Consider the following 17,269-nt stretch of genomic DNA (forward strand, 5'->3'; position numbering starts at 1 on the left):
CGCGCCGGGGCATTGCAACGATAGGAAATTCGACGTGACCGACAGTATTTTTGACACCGGACTTTGGCTGACTGCAGGAGCAATTCTTTGCCTGTTGGTGCTCTCTGCTTTTTTCTCGGGGTCGGAAACAGCGCTGACGGCGGCATCGCGGGGTAAGTTGAGGTCACAGGCCGATCGTGGTTCGGCTGGGGCTGCCACGGCGCTGAAAGTGACCGATGATAGCGAAAAGCTGATCGGCGCATTGCTGTTGGGCAATAACGTGGTAAATATTTTGTCGGCCTCATTGGCGACGGCCTTGATGACGCGCCTGTTTGGCGAAAGCGGCGTTGCAATGGCGACGCTGGTGATGACTGCACTTGTGCTGATCTTTGCGGAAGTTTTGCCCAAAACTTATGCCATCACCAATGCGGAATCTGCCGCGGCAAGGGTTGCCCCTGTTATCCGCCTTATCATTCCGATTTTTTCGCCGGTGGTGAATTTGGTGCGGGCCTTGGTGCGGGGGATTTTGTATGTTTTTGGCGTGCGCACAGACCCTGACAGCAATATCCTTGCCATGCGCGAAGAAATTGCCGGCGCTATCGCACTTGGCCATTCCGAGGGTTCGGTCGAAAAAGAAGACCGCGACCGTCTGCTGGGTGCGCTTGACCTGAATGATCGCACCGTCGAAGAAATCATGCGTCACCGCCGCGATATCGAGATGATCGACGCAGAAAAATCTCCGGGAGATATTTTAAGCCAGGTCCTTGCCTCGCCGCATACGCGCCTGCCAGTGTATCGGGGCGACGACGAAAACATCCTTGGAGTAGTGCATGCCAAAGACCTGCTGCGCGAGGTGGACAGGCTGTTGCGTACCGGCGCAGGGCGGATTGCCAAACTGACCGATCTAGACATCCTCAAGGTCGCGATGAAGCCGTATTTCGTGCCAGACACGACCCCGTTGGATGAGCAAATGCGCCAGTTTCTGAAGCGGCGCACGCATTTCGCTCTGGTGGTTGATGAATATGGCGCCCTCCGCGGCTTGATCACGCTGGAAGATATTCTTGAGGAAATCGTCGGCGAAATTCGTGACGAGTTTGACGTTGTGGAAAAAGACCACGCGCTTGCCCGTACCGATGCCGGCGATTACATCGTCGAAGGCGCGATGACGATCCGCGACTTGAACCGGATCACTGATTGGGGCCTTGCCGATGACGAAGCAAACACCGTTGCAGGCTTTGTCATCCATGAGGCACAGCTGATCCCGAATGAAGGCCAGGTGTTCAGCTTTCACGGCTTTCGGTTTGAGGTAGTGACGCGCAAGGAAAACCGCATCACCATGCTGAAAATCCGCCCTTTATAGCCTGAAATGATCTATCTGGTCAGGCCGCCGTTCGATCGCGGCGAAACCGACCGTGAATTGCCGCTTTAAGGCATTGCTATGGGCGCACCACAGCCTAGAACGATGTGGGACAAAGTAAGGATTAGCTATGACCACCCCTGATGCATTGGTAATTTTCACCCCTTCGGGCAAGCGTGGGCGCTTTGCGCTGGGAACGCCGGTTCTAGCTGCTGCACGGCAGCTGGGGGTCGATCTGGACTCTGTCTGTGGGGGGCGCGGGATTTGTTCCAAATGCCAGATCAGCCCCGGCTATGGCGAGTTTGCCAAGCATGGGGTGACAGTGTCCGAAGGCGCGCTGTCGGAATGGAACGCTGTCGAGGAACGCTATAAATCCAAGCGCGGGTTGATTGACGGGCGGCGGCTGGGCTGTCAGGCCAAGGTGCAAGGCGATGTGGTCATTGACGTGCCGCCTGAAAGCCAGGTTCATAAGCAGGTTATCCGCAAGCGGGCCGAGGCACGGCAAATCCATCTCGATCCATCTGTAACATTGCATTACGTCGAAGTGACCGAGCCGGATATGCACGACCCCTCGGGTGATTTTGAGCGGCTGTCGATGGCGCTGCGCGACCAATGGCAGGTTGCGGCGGTACGGGCCGATCTGTCGGTTTTAACGCGGTTGCAAACCACATTGCGCAAGGGCGAATGGAAGGTCACAGTTGCCCTGCACCGCGAACGCGATGACGAGGTTCCGCGCATCATGCACCTCTGGCCGGGCCTGTATGAAGGCACGATATACGGCGTTGCGGTTGATTTGGGGTCAACGACCATCGCGGGGCACTTGTGCGATTTGCGCTCGGGCGAAGTATTGGCATCATCGGGCCTGATGAACCCGCAAATCCGCTTTGGTGAGGATTTGATGAGCCGCGTCAGCTATTCGATGATGAATGAGACAGGCGCGGCCGAAATGACTGCTGCCGTGCGCGCGGGTATGAACACGTTGTTCGCCAATATCAGCGAAGAAGCGGGCATCGACAAAGGCCTGATTATGGATGCAGTCTTTGTCTGCAACCCGGTGATGCACCACCTGTTCTTAGGGATCGACCCATATGAGCTGGGCCAAGCGCCCTTTGCGTTGGCCACTTCGGGCAGTTTGCACCTGACCGCCCGCGATCTGGATTTGCAGCTGCACCCCTCGGCGCGGGTCTATATTCTGCCCTGCATCGCAGGTCATGTCGGCGCAGATGCGGCAGCGGTGGCCCTGTCCGAGGCTCCGGAAAAGTCAAAAGATCTGGTGTTGGTGGTTGATGTTGGCACCAATGCCGAAATTCTGTTGGGAAATGAGGAAAAGGTTTTGGCCTGTTCCTCGCCCACCGGCCCCGCCTTTGAAGGCGCGCAAATCAGTTCCGGCCAACGTGCCGCCCCCGGTGCGATTGAGCGGGTTGAAATTGACCCCGTGACCAAAGAGCCGCGTTTCAAGGTGATCGGGTCGGATCTCTGGTCAGATGAGGCAGGCTTTGACGCGGCCATTGCCACAACAGGCATCACTGGTATTTGCGGCTCTGGTATCATCGAGATGGTCGCAGAAATGCGAATGGCGGGGTTGGTCGATGGGCCGGGGTTGATTGGCTCGCCCGAGCAGACCGGCACCGACCGGATTTTTCAAGACGGTCGCACGCATTCCTATCTAATCTGGGATGGCACGGCCGAAGGTGGGCCGCGCATAACTGTGACCAACCGAGATATTCGCGAAATCCAGATGGCCAAAGCGGCGCTCTATTCTGGCGCGCGTTTGCTTATGGACAAATTTGGCGTTGATAAAGTCGATCGTATCGTGCTGGCCGGCGCGTTCGGCGCGCATATCAGCCCTAAACATGCGATGGTGTTGGGCATGATCCCCGATGTGCCGCTGAACAAGGTTTCCTCGGCTGGGAATGCTGCAGGTACCGGCGCACGCATTGCACTGCTGAACCGCAAGGCGCGGGCCGAAGTGGAATATACCGTCAGCCAGATCCACAAGATTGAGACCGCGATTGAGCCGCGTTTTCAAGAGCATTTTGTGAATGCATCAAACATTCCGAACGCCGTGGAAAGCTTCCCCAACCTGTTTTCCATCCTCACCCTGCCGGATGTGAACTTTAACACCGGCGATGGCGAAGGTGGCGGACGCAGGCGGCGGCGCGGCTAACGGATTGACGGCACATGCAAGCCTGATAGGGTCGCGCCATGACCGATGATCCGATAGCCACGCTTCTGACCCGCATCGCCGCGCAAGACCGCGCGGCGTTTCGTGATATCTATTCGGCAACATCTTCGAAACTTATGGGCGTTCTGCTGCGTATCTTGGGAAATAGATCCGAGGCAGAAGATGCATTACAAGAAGTTTACACCCGAGTATGGCTGCGTGCTGCCCGCTTTGATGCGGACAAAGGTCGTGGCATGACTTGGCTCATCACCATCGCGCGAAACCATGCGATTGACCGCCTGCGCAGCCGATCCGTGCAGTCGAACAATGACGATGGCGAAGCCGTGGCGCAAGTGGCCGACAAAGGCCGCGGCGTGTTGCAATCGCTGATGGCCGAGGGCGAGGCACGCCGCGCAGTTAAATGCTTTGGTGAACTTGCACCTGATCGTTCTGCGGCTGTGCAGGGTGCCTATCTTGAAGGCCTGTCTTACGAAGACTTGGCCGTGCAATTTAGCGTGCCGCTGAACACCATGCGCACATGGCTGCGCCGCAGCCTTCTAGCCTTACGGGAGTGTTTGGACCGATGACCGAACCTGACATCCCCGAAAAAGACGCAACAGACCTGCTTGCCGCCGAATATGTGCTTGGCACCCTGACGCTGCAGGAACGCGAGGTCGCAACCACCCGCATCAGGCGTGACGCGCATTTCGCGCTGGCCGTCGAACGGTGGCAGGCGCGGCTAGCACCTCTGAATGCCGATTATGCAGATGCCCCTGCCCCTAATCTGCTGCCACAGATAGAAGCGCGCATATTCGGTGTGCCGTCCAAGCCTAAGCATAGGTTGTCGTATTGGAAAAGCTGGTTTGGCGGTGCATCAATTGCAGCGGCATTGGGTGTGGCCGTGCTGATCTATTTGCCAAGCGCGCCGCTGCCCTTTACGCCGCTGACCACGCTTGCCGCCGAAAACAGCGATCTGCGCTATCAAGTGGGCCTGCGCGGCAATGAATTGCATATCACCCGTATTTCAGGGTCAGAGGCCGAATCTGGCCGCGTGCATGAGCTGTGGTTGATTGTAGGCAATGCAGCACCTGTGTCATTGGGCCTGATTACCGGTACAGATCAAACCTTAGCCACAACCGGCCTTGCGCCCGGCATGGTACTGGCCGTTAGCCTAGAGCCTGCGGGCGGTTCGACCACCGGTGCGCCGACAGGTCCTGTCTTGGTGACAGGCGTTATCGAAAAAATCTAAAAGTTTTTTCACTGCGCTGAAACTTTCCCACAATCGCCTCCGTAACTTCGAGCATACCAAAGGGATTGGCCCTTGGATGAAACGGAGAAACACCATGTTGACCAAACGTATCGCTTCCCTCACCGCTGCTTTTGCTTTGATGTCGGGGATGGCGCTGGCCGAAAACCCGATGGTTGGCGGCGCTGCCATGTTCGAAGACAAAAACATTGTTGAAAACGCCGTGAACTCGGCAGATCACACCACGCTGGTTGCGGCTGTCACAGCAGCTGGCCTTGTTGAAACGCTGCAAGGCAAAGGCCCGTTCACCGTGTTTGCGCCCACCAATGACGCATTCGCCAAATTGCCAGCAGGCACCGTTGAAACCTTGATCAAGCCGGAAAACAAAGATCAGCTGACCAAGATTTTGACCTGCCATGTCGTTGGCAAGGCTGTGATGTTGGACGCGCTGAACAAAATGATTGCCGATGATGGCGGCAAGCACCCTGTGCCAACGCTTGGCGGCTGCACATTGCAGGCAAGTTATGAAGGCGACATGGTCAAACTGACGGATGAAAACGGCAATGTTGCCACCGTCACGATCGCTGACGTCAAGCAATCCAACGGTGTGATCCATGTGATCGACACTGTCATGCTGCCAAAAATGTAATTGCTTTGGGGCGGTGTTCCTGTCCCCCTTGCCCGCCCCGGCTGGTTCGGTTTTTACGAGTATGCATCGATGTGTCGACCGAACCAAAAGCCCTCTGGATATTTTTCCAGGGGGCTTTGAACAATTTGTTCTTCTGCAGCATGATGCCGCCCGTTTGGGCCGCGAAGACCCACTACGCCCTAAAATACAATGCTTGCCGCCAAATTTGGGCACATACATTTCCGGCAAATCCATGGCGGCGGTTGCAAATCGTCCACGCATAGCAACGCAACCAAGATGCATTTCCCCTCCCGACCGCGCATCTTGCTTGACGGCGGCGCGCGGCTGTCCTATTTGGGCGAAAGATGCGGGTGTAGCTCAATGGTAGAGCAGCAGCTTCCCAAGCTGAATACGAGGGTTCGATTCCCTTCACCCGCTCCAATCCCAAAACCTAAGCTTTTAACGCACGTGCTATGGCAGCCCCCTTTTCATGCCGCTCTGCTCAGGCTAGGCAGTGGTATTGCATGCATAAAGGAGCATCCCATGGCAGAGATTACCCGTATCGGCGTTGGCCCGCGTATGAGCGAAGCAGTTGTTCACAATGGCACTGTTTACTTGGCCGGTCAGGTTGGCACGCCAAACGCGTCCGTCACTCAGCAAACTCAGGATTGTCTGGCCGAGGTTGACCGTATTCTGGCAGCCGCCGGAACCGATAAAACCCGCATGCTGATGGTACAAATCTGGCTGGCCGATATGGCGGATTTCGCTGAAATGAATGCGGTTTGGGATGCTTGGGTACCGGCTGGCCACACGCCTGGCCGTGCAACGGGCGAATCCAAATTGGCAGCGCCGGCCTACAAGGTCGAAGTAATCGTGACCGCTGCTTTGCCTTGATGCAAGAACGGTGCAGAAATTAGAAAGGGCGGGTCAATCAAGACCCGCCCTTTTTGCTTACTTGTCGGCAGGTGCCATCAGATAGTTTACAAGCATCTGCGTTGACGCATCCTTGCTGGTCGCAGTTTCCTTGCCTTCAAGGATTGGCTGCAAGGCCACGGCCAACTCTTTGCCCAGCTCAACACCCCACTGGTCAAAGGAATTCAGCCCCAAAATTACGCCTTCGACAAACACGCGATGTTCGTACAAGGCAACAATCTGGCCCAGCGTAAACGGCGTCAGCTTTGGAATTGCCAGTGTGGTCGAAGGCCGGTTTCCGGGAAATACTCGGTGACGCGCCTGGCGATCCAATTCCGCACCGGTCAGGCCCTTTTTCGCCATGATAGCAGTCGCTTCGGCCAAGGAACGGCCACGCATCAGCGCTTCGGATTGAGCAAGGCAGTTGGCAACCAACAACAGGTGCTGATGTGCCAAGTCAGGTTCATGCCCTTGGCGGGTCACGATAAATTCGCAAGGCACGATGCGCGTGCCTTGGTGGATCAGCTGATAGAACGCATGTTGACCGTTTGTGCCCGGCTCGCCCCAAACCACAGGGCCAGAGTGTTCCGCCAGATCAGCGCCATCCATCGACACGCGCTTGCCGTTGCTTTCCATTTCCAGCTGCTGCAAATAAGCGGGCAACCGTGTCAGGCGCTGGTCATAGGGCAGCACGGCGCGGGTGGTGTAGCCGCAAATCTGGTTGTGCCAGATGCCAACCAAGGCCAGCAAAATGGGCAGGTTTTGCGCAGGCGCGGCATGGCGGAAATGCGCGTCCATATCGGCGGCACCCGCCAGAAAATCATCAAAACCCGCAGGCCCGATTGCCAGCATCAACGACAGGCCAATCGGCCCCCACATCGAATAGCGCCCGCCAACCCAATCGTCAAAACCGAACACCCGTGCGGCATCAATGCCAAAAGCCGCGGTTTTCTCGGCCGATGTTGAAACAGCCGCAAACTGTGCCGCAGGGTCAGAAACCTTTGACGCAATCCAGACCCGCGCGGTTTCGGCGTTGGTCATAGTTTCAATGGTGGTAAAGGTTTTCGAGGCTACGATAACAAGCGTGGTTTCGGGGTTCAGCCCCCGCAACGTATCATGAATATGCGCGCCATCGACATTGCTGACAAAATGGCAGCGCGGCCCGTCAGCAAAAGGCGCCAGCGCCAGATAGGCCATCGCGGGCCCCAAATCCGATCCGCCAATCCCGATATTCACCACATCGGTATAGGCACCACCCTGGCCTTTGATCTTGCCTTCACGAATGTCACGGGCAAATGCGACCATGCGGGCATAAGTGGCACGCACGGGCGGCATGACGTTTTCGCCATCAACCTTTACGGCCGCATTCAGGTTGCGCAGGGCCGTATGCAACACAGCACGGCCTTCAGTTTCATTGATCTTGGCGCCGGAAAACATCGCCTCGCGCTTTTGCGCGACACCGGCTGTTTCGGCCAGGTTCAGCAACTGTGCCATTGCCGTAGCATCAATGCTGGTTTTCGAATAATCGAAAAGCATATCACCGTGCCGCAGCGAAAAATCGCTGGCGCGGGTCGTGCCTGCCAATGAGGCTGCGATGCTGTGGCCTGCAAGTTTCTCTTGATATGCGCGAAGCGCTTGCCATTGTTGTTTCATCGTTATTCCGCCCAATGGATTGTTGCATCGTCAAGCACACAGCGCACTGGTGCCTCGGTCACCGGCAGCTTGGCTGCACGTTCAAGGGCATCGCGTTTGTCAGCCCCTGTGATCAGAATATGGATGTGCTGTGCGCCCTTTAACACGGGCGCGGTCAGTGTGATCCGTGGCTCACCCGCACCATCCGCGCGCATAGGCAGCAGGTTTGGCGCATCATCGGCCAATGCCTCTGCCAGCCGATCAGCGCCCGGGAAAAGAGAAGCCGTGTGCATATCGGCGCCCATCCCCAGCAGCAAAACAGAAATTGGTAAATGCGGGGTAATGCCATCCGACAGTGCAACCATCGATTCTTCGGGCGCGTCAGTTGGCGCGTAGAGCGGCACCAGTTGCGCGGCCGCCGCATTGCTTTGCAACAACCGCTGGCGCAAAAGCCGCGTATTCGACCGCGGGCTGTCTTCATTCACCCAGCGTTCGTCGTTCAAAAACACAGCCACATTCGCCCAGTCGAGCGTGGTGGCCGAAAGCATGTCAAACACCGGACCCGGCGTAGTGCCGCCGGGAACAGACAGGCTCGCCCGCCCTTTTTGCCGCAACACATCCCCCAATTGGCCAGCGATTTTATTGGCCAGCGACATCATCAGCATTTCACGATCAGCATATTCGATGAGGTTCATTCGCGTATCTCCCGCCAGCGCCGCCCGTCGCGGTGCATCAACATCAATGCATCTTCGGGGCCCGAGGATCCCGCATCATAGCCTTTTGGCTTGTCACCGCGGGCTTCCCAGCCTTGGATGATCGGGTCAGTCCAGGCCCAAGCAGCCTCGACCTCATCTCCCCGCATGAACAACGTCTGGTTGCCACGGATCACATCCATAATCAGCCGCTCATAGGCATCAGGAATATCCGCGCCGTCTTCGCCCAAGGCATCGGCAAAGCTCATGTCCAAAGGTACTTGCGTCAAACGCATACCGCCCGGCCCCGGTTCCTTGATCATCACCATCAGGTTCATGCCTTCATTCGGCTGAAGCCGGATGACAAGCACATTCTCGCGCCAACCTTCGGCATCGTCAAAGATCGAATGCGGCGGCTCGCGGAAAGTGATCGCGATCTCAGAAGCACGGGCGCGCAGACGTTTGCCTGTGCGCAGATAGAACGGTGTACCTTTCCAACGCCAGTTGGAAACATTTACTTTCAGCGCGATATAGCTTTCGGTTTTGCTGGCGGGGTCTTCGGAATGCTCAACATAGCCGCCCTGCCCGTTGCCTGCCAAATACTGGCCGCGCACAATATCCTCGGGTTTTACCGGGTCCAACGCGCGGATAACCTTCAGCTTTTCGTCGCGCACGGCATCGGGGTCGAAATGGTATGGCGGCTCCATCGCGATAAGGCACAAAAGCTGCATCATATGGTTTTGCACCATATCACGCATCGCGCCCGACTTATCGTAATAGGCGCCGCGCCCATCAACCGAGACGGTTTCGGCCACCGTGATTTGCACATGGTCGATATATTCAGATTTCCAAAGCGGCTCGAACAGAATATTGGCAAAACGCACTGCCATCAGGTTCTGCACCGTTTCTTTACCAAGATAGTGGTCGATCCGGTAAATCTGGGTTTCGTCAAAATGCTTAGCCAGAACGGCGTTCAACGCCTTGGCGCTTTCCAGATCGCGGCCAAAAGGCTTTTCGACAACTACGCGGCTGCTTTTGTTGGCGATCTTATGGTCATGCAGCCGCTCGGCCAAATCGCCAAACAACGACGGCGCAACCGAGAAATAAAACGCGTGCACGACATTCGCGCGCATACGTGATTTCAGCGCGGCCCATCCGTCCTTGCCCTTGGCATCAATTGCGACATAGCCCAGACGTGCGATAAAGGCATCGATGGTTTCGGGGTCACATTTATCTTTGGCGACGAATTCGGCAATGGCGGCACGTGCCAGATCTTGAAAGCCTTTGTCGTCAAGTTCTGACCTTGCCGCACCAATAATATTACTATCGGCCGGAATCTGCCCCGCCCAGAAACGCCGGTACAGGCCCGGGATGATTTTGCGTTGTGCCAGATCTCCGGTGCCACCAAACACCACAAGATCAAAGGCTTCCACCGGAATGACGCGCGAGACCATGAGCTTCCTCTCTGGGTATCCAAGAATTGTTAGCGCTAACGAGCCTGTATTTACCCTGCTATGCCGCCCCTGTCTAGCACTGAGATGTTAAAGACAGAACCGTCTTTTGAAAATGGGCAGTGTTTGGCTCAGGATTACTTGCCAAGTGCTGCCCGGTTTAACGCGATTTACCTGAAACCATGAAAAAAGGCCGCCCAAACCGGGGGCGGCCTTTGGTATTCAGGGCGTTTTAGTTAACCCGCCAAGAGATTTGGCACAATCGTGACCACCCAAGGGAAGAGGTACAACAGCAACAATGCCCCGACCTGGATCAGCACAAACGGCACCACACCGCGATAGATATGGGCAGTTGTCACCTCTTTTGGTGCCACGCCACGCAGATAGAACAGCGCAAAGCCAAAAGGTGGCGTCAAGAACGAGGTTTGCAAGTTGACCGTAATCATGATCGTTACCCAGCTTGGGTCGAACGTGCCGCCATAGATGACGGGGCCGACAATAGGCACCACGATGTAAATGATTTCAAGGAAATCAAGAACAAAACCCAGAACGAACAGCACAAGCATCACGATCAGGAACACTGTAAGCTCATTATCAAAGCTGCGTAGGAAGCTTTGAATGAACTCCTCGCCCCCGAACGAGATCAACACGAGGTTCAAGATCTGGCTGCCGATCAGGATGGCAAACACCATCGAAGTGACCTTGGTGGTTTCGCGCATAACCGGTGTCAGCACCTTGTTGCGCCACAGCACCCAGCAGGCATAGAGCAAACCAAACATCGCAAAGGAATAGGTCGCCTGGGCAACGCCCCATGCGATCCATTGTTCGGTGGTGGTAACACCCAACCCCACGCGCAAGTCAAAGTTCACGCCGACAAGGATCATAATGACAATCGCAAAAGCGCTCATCACGATAATGCTGCCCGATTTGTTCAGGTCACCCAGTTTGCGATAGGCCGCCAACAAGATGGCACCACCAGCCCCCAATCCTGCAGCAGGTGTCGGGTTTGTAATACCGCCAAGAATCGATCCTAGAACCGCAATGATCAGGATCAGCGGCGGGAAAACCACGCGGATCAGTTCATTGCGGGCCAGCATTCCGGCAGCGTGGTAACAGCCATAAAACGCCAGCACCAACGGGATGGCCAGAAAGACCAGCGTCATTCCAGGTGTCGCATCAGGTGCAACCAGCGCGGCATCGACAAGCAGACCCAGTGCCACACCGCCAAGACCGATCCATATCGGGCGATGATCGGCCGAAGGGGCAACACCACGCGCAGTCGTCAGCGTAAGCGCCAGCAACAAAAAGATAACCGCCACGCCAGTACCAATCGGCGCACGCGACGCAAGCTTTTCTGCATGCGCGGTCGTCAATTCGGCATCGGTCAGTGCCACCGATTTTGCGACGCCACCTGCGGCATCAATCTCGGCTTGTTGCGCTACAGCGGCATCCCACTTCGCCTGGCCGTGCAGCTCAATCATTGAGGCCTTGCATTGATCAGACACACGGGTCCGCAAGGAGGCCGTTTGGCCAGCGTCGGAATAGCTGTCAACCGTCAGGTCTTGGTTGCCAATCAAATTGATCTGCATCGACAGAAACAGGCCAGCGATCAGCGCAACCGGCAGCCCAAGGAACCACAGGGTCGCTTCATTGCGTGTAATGATCTCACCTCGGCCAGTGTTTTCGACATGCACGGCCGGCGCTTTTGATGGATTTAGCAACGCATACCCAAAAGCATAGCCAGCATAAAGCACAGCCAACAAAATCCCGGGCAAAATAGCTGCTTGGAACAACGTACCGACCGACACAACCGCAGCCGAGCCCAGATAGGTCAGCGCATCGGAACAGCCCGCCGTTTGGGCGCGGATCTCTTGGCCAGCGGCATAAAGATCACCCGCCATGGTGCCCAATAGCACGATGACGATGGAGGGAGGGATAATCTGACCCAGCGTGCCAGAGGCGGCGATAACACCGGTCGCCAGTTGTGGCGAATAGCCAGCCCGCAGCATAGTTGGCAACGACAGCAACCCCATTGTCACCACTGTGGCACCCACAATCCCGGTCGAGGCAGCCAAGAACGCCCCCACGACCACAACCGCCACAGCCAAACCACCGGGCAACGGGCCGAACACCCGCGCCATCGTGGTCAGCAAATCATTGGCGATTTTTGATCGCTCCAAGACAATGCCCATCATCACGAACATCAGCACGGCCAGCAATGTCTCAATCGACGCGCCCGCGATCACGCGTTCGTTCATCCGGTTCACGATGAACGACAAGTTGCGATCCATCGCCACTTCCCAACCTTGCGGGAACAGCGCCTGCTGTACCTGCGGCAAGTCAGGATATCTGAAGTGCGAAATGTCGATCTGATTCACGCCCGAAGCGATCAGCGCGCGATAGGCATCGGATGACGTATCAATCGCGTTGTGGATCAAGAGGCCAGCGCCGTCGAGCATCGCAATGATGCCAAACGAGATGATCCCCGCGCCGCCAATGGCAAACGCCACCGGAAAGCCTGAGATAATGCCCGAAAACAGGCACAGAAATACGATGATGAGGCCGACCTCGATCCCGTCAAGTCCGAATAACATAGGGTGTCCGTCCTTTAGTTTATGCCTGAATTAGTGGGTGCCTGTGGCCGCACTATCGCTCGCCGCATCCAGGTCCAGATATTTGCCATCTGCCTCTTCACCTTCGCGCCATTCCAGCATCGAGCGGTAAAAGAACGCGACCGCGTGAATAAAGACGAGCGCCGTAAATGTAAGCATCAGGATCTTGAACAGGTAATAGGCATCAAAGCCATTCGGCGAAAAGCCGATTGTCTCAACATTCCAACGCAGCACTTTTGCCTTGCGCATGATTTGTTCCAAGCTGTCGGATGCCGAGATTTTCGGCGTCAACAGGTGGCGCCACATAAAGAACCACGCGAACAGCCAGGTCATAATGGCGCCGGGCATCATAAAGATCAGACAGCCCGCCATATCAACCACCCGTTTAGCGCGGTAGCTGAGCTTGGCATAGACAAGGTCAACACGCACATGGCCGCCTTGCACGAAAGTATAGCTGATGCACAGACAAACGATCATGGCGTTGTACAGCTTCAGCTCTTCGGACCACCAGCTCAGGTCATGCGACACGAAAGAGTAGCCATCCCAAAGCTTGTACCCAAAGGGGGCGAAAGGGCCGAAATCGATCGTCGCCACGCGGAAAATCCGCTGCAAAAAGATGATTACGATCTGTTGCAGCACCATCAACAACCCGATCCAGGCGACGGTACGGCCAATCCCGTTGGCAAACCATTCAAGGCCGCGCACCACGCTCCACATGACCGATTTGCGCCAGATACCAACAGCTGTCAGGATCAGAAAGGCCGTAAAGACGACGTAGAAAAAATCTTCGCTAGCACCGTAAAAGATGAAGCGACCAAGGGATTCTTTTGCCTCGGGCGTCTCAAACTTGGTCATTTCAGTAACCCAGGACAACCATTCCCCCGGGTGCGTGACCGCGTAGAAAAAGTTGACGATGGCCATGGCGATATTTGTGAAAACTGTAGAAATGCTGCTGAGCATTTCGTCCCTCCCCCATGAGGTAGTATGGCATTATGATGCGCAAATAACCCCTCCCGGCAATAAACCGGAAGGGGTGCTGTACCGAGTATTCTCGATTACATAGACTGCGTGCGGGTCCGCTGACGAAGATACGCACCGTCCGACTTGTCAATCCAGCTTGCCGACGACTTCATCGAAGCGACATAGCTGTCATAAACGCGCTTATAAAGCTCATCACTCATGTTCTCGTCATGGACTTCCTGGCTTGCTTTGGCAAAGGCATCCCAGACGCTGTCAGGGAATTCCAGCGTTTTCACGCCTGCCGCTTGCAACCGTGTCAAAGCTGCCGAGTTGTTCGACAAGAACTGCGACAGGTTGAACTGGTGGTTTTCGCCAGCGCAGGTTTCAACGATTTTCTGCTGTGCAGGGGTCAGCCCTTCAAACACTTCGCGGTTCATTGCCAAGGACAAACCTGCACCTGGCTCGTGGAAGCCCGCAGTGTAATAGAACTTGGTGATTTCCTGGAAACCGGCTTTTTCATCTGCCCATGGGCCGATCCATTCAGTGCCGTCGATCGCGCCCGAAGCCAAGGCTTGGTACACTTCGCCGCCTGGAAGGTTTTGCACGGATGCGCCCAGTTTACCCAGCGCTTTACCACCAAGGCCCGGCATACGGAATTTCAAACCGTTGAAATCCTCGGCCGAGGTGATTTCTTTGCGGAACCAACCACCAGCTTGCGCGCCGGTGTTACCACCAAGGAAGGATTTCAAACCAAAGGTCTGACCCAACTCGTCGTGGAAGGCAGCGCCGCCATCTTGATAGTACCAGTTCACCAATTCTTGCGCCGTCATCCCCATTGGGACGCAGGTAAAGAACGCATAAGCTGGGTGCTGGCCAACAAAATAATAGTCGGCGCCGTGGTACATATCGGCCTGACCCGAGGTCACAGCGTCAAACACCTCGAACGCGCCGACGAGCTCGCCTGCCGCCTTAAGGTCAACGGTCAACTGCCCGTCGGTCATTGCGGTGATCATATCGGCGTTGCGCTGTGCGGCATCATGCACACCGGCAAGGCCACGACCCCAGGTGGTCACCATGGTCAAGGTGCGGTTGCCTTGCGCATACATCGGCGCGGCAAGCGTCGAAGCTGCCGCAGCAGTTGCGCCACCAATCGTGGCTTTTGTCAAAAATGAACGACGGTCCATATAGATTCTCCTCCCATGAGAATTCCCACCATTTAGAGGTGGGCATACTTTTAAGAGCCTTGACCTTAGCCGCGGTTTTCACCGCAAGGAATACCTAGTACTACGTAGAGATGCCTGATCTGGCCAGAAAACCGGACCAGTTGCCTGCATTGCGGACCAAACAAGGTGCCTTTGGGTCGCAACGGAGCGTTCTTGACGCCACCACAACATCAAGGCCATCTTGTGATTCGAATACAAAGGCCATGGGCCGAAGGAGCAGTGCTTGCGGCATAGGCTAGCAAAACTTTTTAGCGTTGAGTTAAGCTATGGTCAGAAGATTTTTCTTTTGGCCACTGTGCCGCTTGTGCTGGCGATGCTGACGGTGGGCCTATTGGTTTTGCGCGAGTCGCGCGATATGGCTGACCGCGAAATTGCCGGGCTAGAGGCCCAGTTGATTTCGGCCAAGAAAGCCGAGCTGAAAAACTATCTGTCGATTGCCCGCACCGCTTTTGGCCCGATTTACGGTAACGCCTTGCCGAATGATGAGGCCGCCAAGCGGCAGGTTTTACAGATTTTGGCGGCCATGACCTATGGCACCGAAGGTTTCTTTTTCGTCTATGATTACGACGGCAAAAACCTTGTCAGCCCGCGCCAGACCTGGCTGATTGAGAAAAACTGGGCCGGTCTAAGCGATGCCGAAGGCACACCCGTGGTCGATGAATTCATCCGCTTGGCGCGGCAGGGTGTAGGCTTTCATACCTATGTCTGGCCCAAGCCCAGTTCGGGGCAATCTGCGACGATGGTGTCTTATGTCGTAGGGCTTCAAGATTGGCGTTGGGCGATCGGGACGGGCGTTTTCATCGATGATGTCTTGGGCTCGGTCGCGGCTGCGCGTGCCGAAACCGAGGCGCGGGTGCAAAGAACCTTTCTGAATATTGCCGCCATAACACTGGCATCGGTGTTTTTGGTGTTTTTGTCGGGCCTGTTTTTGAACTTGCGCGAACGGCGATTGGCCGAAGATAAACTGAAAGCGCTGACTCAAAGGGTATTTGACACCCAGGAAGAAGAGCGTGGCCGCGTTGCACGGGAATTGCATGACAGTATCAGCCAGATTCTGGTCGGCGTGCGCTATACATTTGAGCTGGCACGCCGCAGGCAAGCCACGGGCGACGCGCGCGCCAGTGAAAGCCTGAGCAGCGGCATCGAACATCTGAACGGCGCCATACAAGAGGTACGCCGGATCAGCCGTGACCTGCGGCCAGGCGTTCTGGATGATTTGGGTCTCGGCCCTGCGCTGAAATCGATGGCCGAAGAATTCGGCAAACGCACCGGAATCAAGGTGAATTATGAGACCAACCCGTTCCGCAACCGTTTGGACCAAGACAGCAAGATCGCATTGTTCCGGATTGCACAAGAAGCCTTGACCAATGTCGAAAGGCATTCCGGGGCAACAGAAGTCAATATGCTCGTACGTGGTACAAAGGCAGGGGCCATTTTGCGGGTGCAGGATAATGGCCGCGGGATGAACACGACCGCTGCGGAATCCGCCGGATTGGGCCTGCGCAACATGGCCGAACGCATGGAACGCCTGGATGGCACCTTGCGGATTTTGACAACAAAAAGCGGGATGATGATTGAAGCACAAGTGCCGCTAAGCCATATGTTGCCCCCAGCAAGCAAGACCCCTGCCCCAAAAACGAAGGCAAGCGCATGACAAAACAAATCCGCGTTTTGATTGTGGACGACCACCCGATGGTCGCCCAAGGCATCAGTGCCATTCTGGAAACTTATGATGACATCAATGTTGTCGGCACATTGTGCAACGGCCGCGATGCGATTGACCAGATCTCGCAGCTTGATCCCGATGTAGTGCTTTTAGACTTGAACATGCCGTTGATGAACGGACTAAACACAACCGAGATCATTCTAGAGCAGCGGCCAGACACACGCATTCTGATTTTGTCGATGCACGATAGCCCTGAATATATCAGTACCGCACTTAGCCATGGCGCGATGGGGTATTTACTAAAAGACGTGCCAACCGAAGAAATAAAATTGGCAATAGATGCCGTGATGGGCGGTGCGCGGTATTTATGCGCGGGTGCCGAGATCGCGATCAAGCCTGTCGAGGGTGGCATGCGAGAGGCCTTGACCAGCCGCGAACAGACAATCCTTTTAGAGCTGGCGCTCGGAAAGTCGAACAAAGACGTGGCCTGTGCCCTCGACATTTCGGTGCGCACGGTGGAAACGCATCGTAAAAACATAAAACGAAAACTGGGGATTGCCTCAACGGCCGGATTGACGCGCTATGCGATGGAGCATGGCGTGTTGCAAGGAACAGGAAACTAAGCCGGATAAGGCAGCAATTGTGCCGCAAACCATGCGTATCGATGGCATTGCCAAACGGATATGGAAGGTAGACAAGCATTGCCAGAACGGCTTTTTGGCCCGTGCCCATAAATGGCAGATTGCT

14 protein-coding genes and 1 tRNA gene are annotated in these 17,269 nt (G+C 55.8%); 9 read left to right on the forward strand and 6 right to left on the reverse strand.

The genetic code is table 11. The features are described 5' to 3' along the window. Window positions 1–34 precede the first annotated feature (34 nt). The 7 genes from AKU79_RS04700 to AKU79_RS04730 all read left to right on the forward strand — a co-directional run bounded on the left by AKU79_RS04700 (window position 35) and on the right by AKU79_RS04730 (window position 6,268). Window positions 35–1,339 carry an HlyC/CorC family transporter gene (locus tag AKU79_RS04700; protein ID WP_050522411.1) on the forward strand — a complete coding sequence of 435 codons (1,305 nt, stop codon included), beginning with the start codon at window positions 35–37 and terminating at the stop codon, window positions 1,337–1,339. Window positions 1,340–1,466: 127 nt separating this feature from the next. Continuing rightward, window positions 1,467–3,503: an ASKHA domain-containing protein gene (locus AKU79_RS04705; protein WP_050522412.1), complete on the forward strand. Its 2,037-nt coding sequence runs from the start codon at window positions 1,467–1,469 to the stop codon at window positions 3,501–3,503. 38 nt (window positions 3,504–3,541) lie between these two features. Further along, window positions 3,542–4,087, forward strand: coding sequence for a sigma-70 family RNA polymerase sigma factor (locus tag AKU79_RS04710; protein WP_050522413.1), 546 nt, complete (start codon window positions 3,542–3,544; stop codon window positions 4,085–4,087). Next, a complete protein-coding gene (locus AKU79_RS04715) occupies window positions 4,084–4,749 on the forward strand; it encodes an anti-sigma factor (RefSeq protein WP_050522414.1) in 666 nt (221 codons plus the stop codon). Before AKU79_RS04710 ends, AKU79_RS04715 begins: the two co-directional genes overlap by 4 nt. Window positions 4,750–4,843: 94 nt before the next feature. Further along, window positions 4,844–5,395: a fasciclin domain-containing protein gene (locus AKU79_RS04720; protein WP_050522415.1), complete on the forward strand. Its 552-nt coding sequence runs from the start codon at window positions 4,844–4,846 to the stop codon at window positions 5,393–5,395. A 346-nt stretch (window positions 5,396–5,741) separates the two neighbouring features. Beyond that, a tRNA-Gly gene (locus AKU79_RS04725) sits at window positions 5,742–5,815 on the forward strand. A 102-nt stretch (window positions 5,816–5,917) separates the two neighbouring features. Continuing rightward, window positions 5,918–6,268: a RidA family protein gene (locus AKU79_RS04730; RefSeq protein WP_050522416.1), complete on the forward strand. Its 351-nt coding sequence runs from the start codon at window positions 5,918–5,920 to the stop codon at window positions 6,266–6,268. A gap of 57 nt (window positions 6,269–6,325) precedes the next feature. Here AKU79_RS04730 and pgi read toward each other — a convergent pair whose 3' ends face one another. The 6 genes from pgi to AKU79_RS04760 form a co-directional block, all read right to left on the reverse strand. Beyond that, window positions 6,326–7,939, reverse strand: coding sequence for a glucose-6-phosphate isomerase (gene pgi / locus AKU79_RS04735; protein WP_050522417.1), 1,614 nt, complete (start codon window positions 7,937–7,939; stop codon window positions 6,326–6,328). Between the two features lie 2 nt (window positions 7,940–7,941). Continuing rightward, entirely contained in the window at window positions 7,942–8,613 is a 672-nt protein-coding gene (gene pgl / locus AKU79_RS04740; protein WP_050522418.1) for a 6-phosphogluconolactonase, read from the reverse strand. After that, window positions 8,610–10,064, reverse strand: coding sequence for a glucose-6-phosphate dehydrogenase (gene zwf / locus AKU79_RS04745; protein ID WP_050522419.1), 1,455 nt, complete (start codon window positions 10,062–10,064; stop codon window positions 8,610–8,612). Before zwf ends, pgl begins: the two co-directional genes overlap by 4 nt. Before the next feature lie 233 nt (window positions 10,065–10,297). Then, window positions 10,298–12,655, reverse strand: a complete 2,358-nt coding sequence (locus AKU79_RS04750; protein WP_050522420.1) for a TRAP transporter large permease — start codon at window positions 12,653–12,655, stop codon at window positions 10,298–10,300. Window positions 12,656–12,685: 30 nt separating this feature from the next. After that, window positions 12,686–13,633: a TRAP transporter small permease subunit gene (locus AKU79_RS04755; RefSeq protein ID WP_050522421.1), complete on the reverse strand. Its 948-nt coding sequence runs from the start codon at window positions 13,631–13,633 to the stop codon at window positions 12,686–12,688. A gap of 95 nt (window positions 13,634–13,728) precedes the next feature. Continuing rightward, window positions 13,729–14,817 carry a TRAP transporter substrate-binding protein gene (locus AKU79_RS04760; RefSeq protein ID WP_050522422.1) on the reverse strand — a complete coding sequence of 363 codons (1,089 nt, stop codon included), beginning with the start codon at window positions 14,815–14,817 and terminating at the stop codon, window positions 13,729–13,731. 325 nt (window positions 14,818–15,142) lie between these two features. Between AKU79_RS04760 and AKU79_RS04765 the strand changes: the two genes are divergently transcribed. Together AKU79_RS04765 and AKU79_RS04770 are read left to right on the forward strand one after the other, a co-directional pair. Beyond that, window positions 15,143–16,510 carry a cache domain-containing protein gene (locus AKU79_RS04765; protein ID WP_331458371.1) on the forward strand — a complete coding sequence of 456 codons (1,368 nt, stop codon included), beginning with the start codon at window positions 15,143–15,145 and terminating at the stop codon, window positions 16,508–16,510. Next, complete coding sequence (locus AKU79_RS04770) at window positions 16,507–17,145, forward strand: response regulator transcription factor (RefSeq protein WP_050522424.1); 639 nt, start codon at window positions 16,507–16,509, stop codon at window positions 17,143–17,145. The genes AKU79_RS04765 and AKU79_RS04770 overlap by 4 nt, the downstream gene beginning before the upstream one ends. The last annotated feature ends 124 nt before the right edge of the window (window positions 17,146–17,269 follow it).

Origin of the sequence: Pseudorhodobacter wandonensis (genome assembly GCF_001202035.1) — a bacterium.
Lineage (GTDB): Bacteria > Pseudomonadota > Alphaproteobacteria > Rhodobacterales > Rhodobacteraceae > Pseudorhodobacter > Pseudorhodobacter wandonensis.

Coding starts and splice junctions, on each gene's coding strand:
- AKU79_RS04715 (WP_050522414.1), top strand. CDS start 4,084: ATGACCGAACCTGACATCCCCGAAAAAGACGCAACAGACCTGCTTGCC.
- pgi (WP_050522417.1), bottom strand. CDS start 7,939: ATGAAACAACAATGGCAAGCGCTTCGCGCATATCAAGAGAAACTTGCA.
- zwf (WP_050522419.1), bottom strand. CDS start 10,064: ATGGTCTCGCGCGTCATTCCGGTGGAAGCCTTTGATCTTGTGGTGTTT.
- AKU79_RS04770 (WP_050522424.1), top strand. CDS start 16,507: ATGACAAAACAAATCCGCGTTTTGATTGTGGACGACCACCCGATGGTC.
- AKU79_RS04710 (WP_050522413.1), top strand. CDS start 3,542: ATGACCGATGATCCGATAGCCACGCTTCTGACCCGCATCGCCGCGCAA.
- AKU79_RS04755 (WP_050522421.1), bottom strand. CDS start 13,633: ATGCTCAGCAGCATTTCTACAGTTTTCACAAATATCGCCATGGCCATC.
- pgl (WP_050522418.1), bottom strand. CDS start 8,613: ATGAACCTCATCGAATATGCTGATCGTGAAATGCTGATGATGTCGCTG.
- AKU79_RS04750 (WP_050522420.1), bottom strand. CDS start 12,655: ATGTTATTCGGACTTGACGGGATCGAGGTCGGCCTCATCATCGTATTT.
- AKU79_RS04705 (WP_050522412.1), top strand. CDS start 1,467: ATGACCACCCCTGATGCATTGGTAATTTTCACCCCTTCGGGCAAGCGT.
- AKU79_RS04720 (WP_050522415.1), top strand. CDS start 4,844: ATGTTGACCAAACGTATCGCTTCCCTCACCGCTGCTTTTGCTTTGATG.
- AKU79_RS04760 (WP_050522422.1), bottom strand. CDS start 14,817: ATGGACCGTCGTTCATTTTTGACAAAAGCCACGATTGGTGGCGCAACT.
- AKU79_RS04730 (WP_050522416.1), top strand. CDS start 5,918: ATGGCAGAGATTACCCGTATCGGCGTTGGCCCGCGTATGAGCGAAGCA.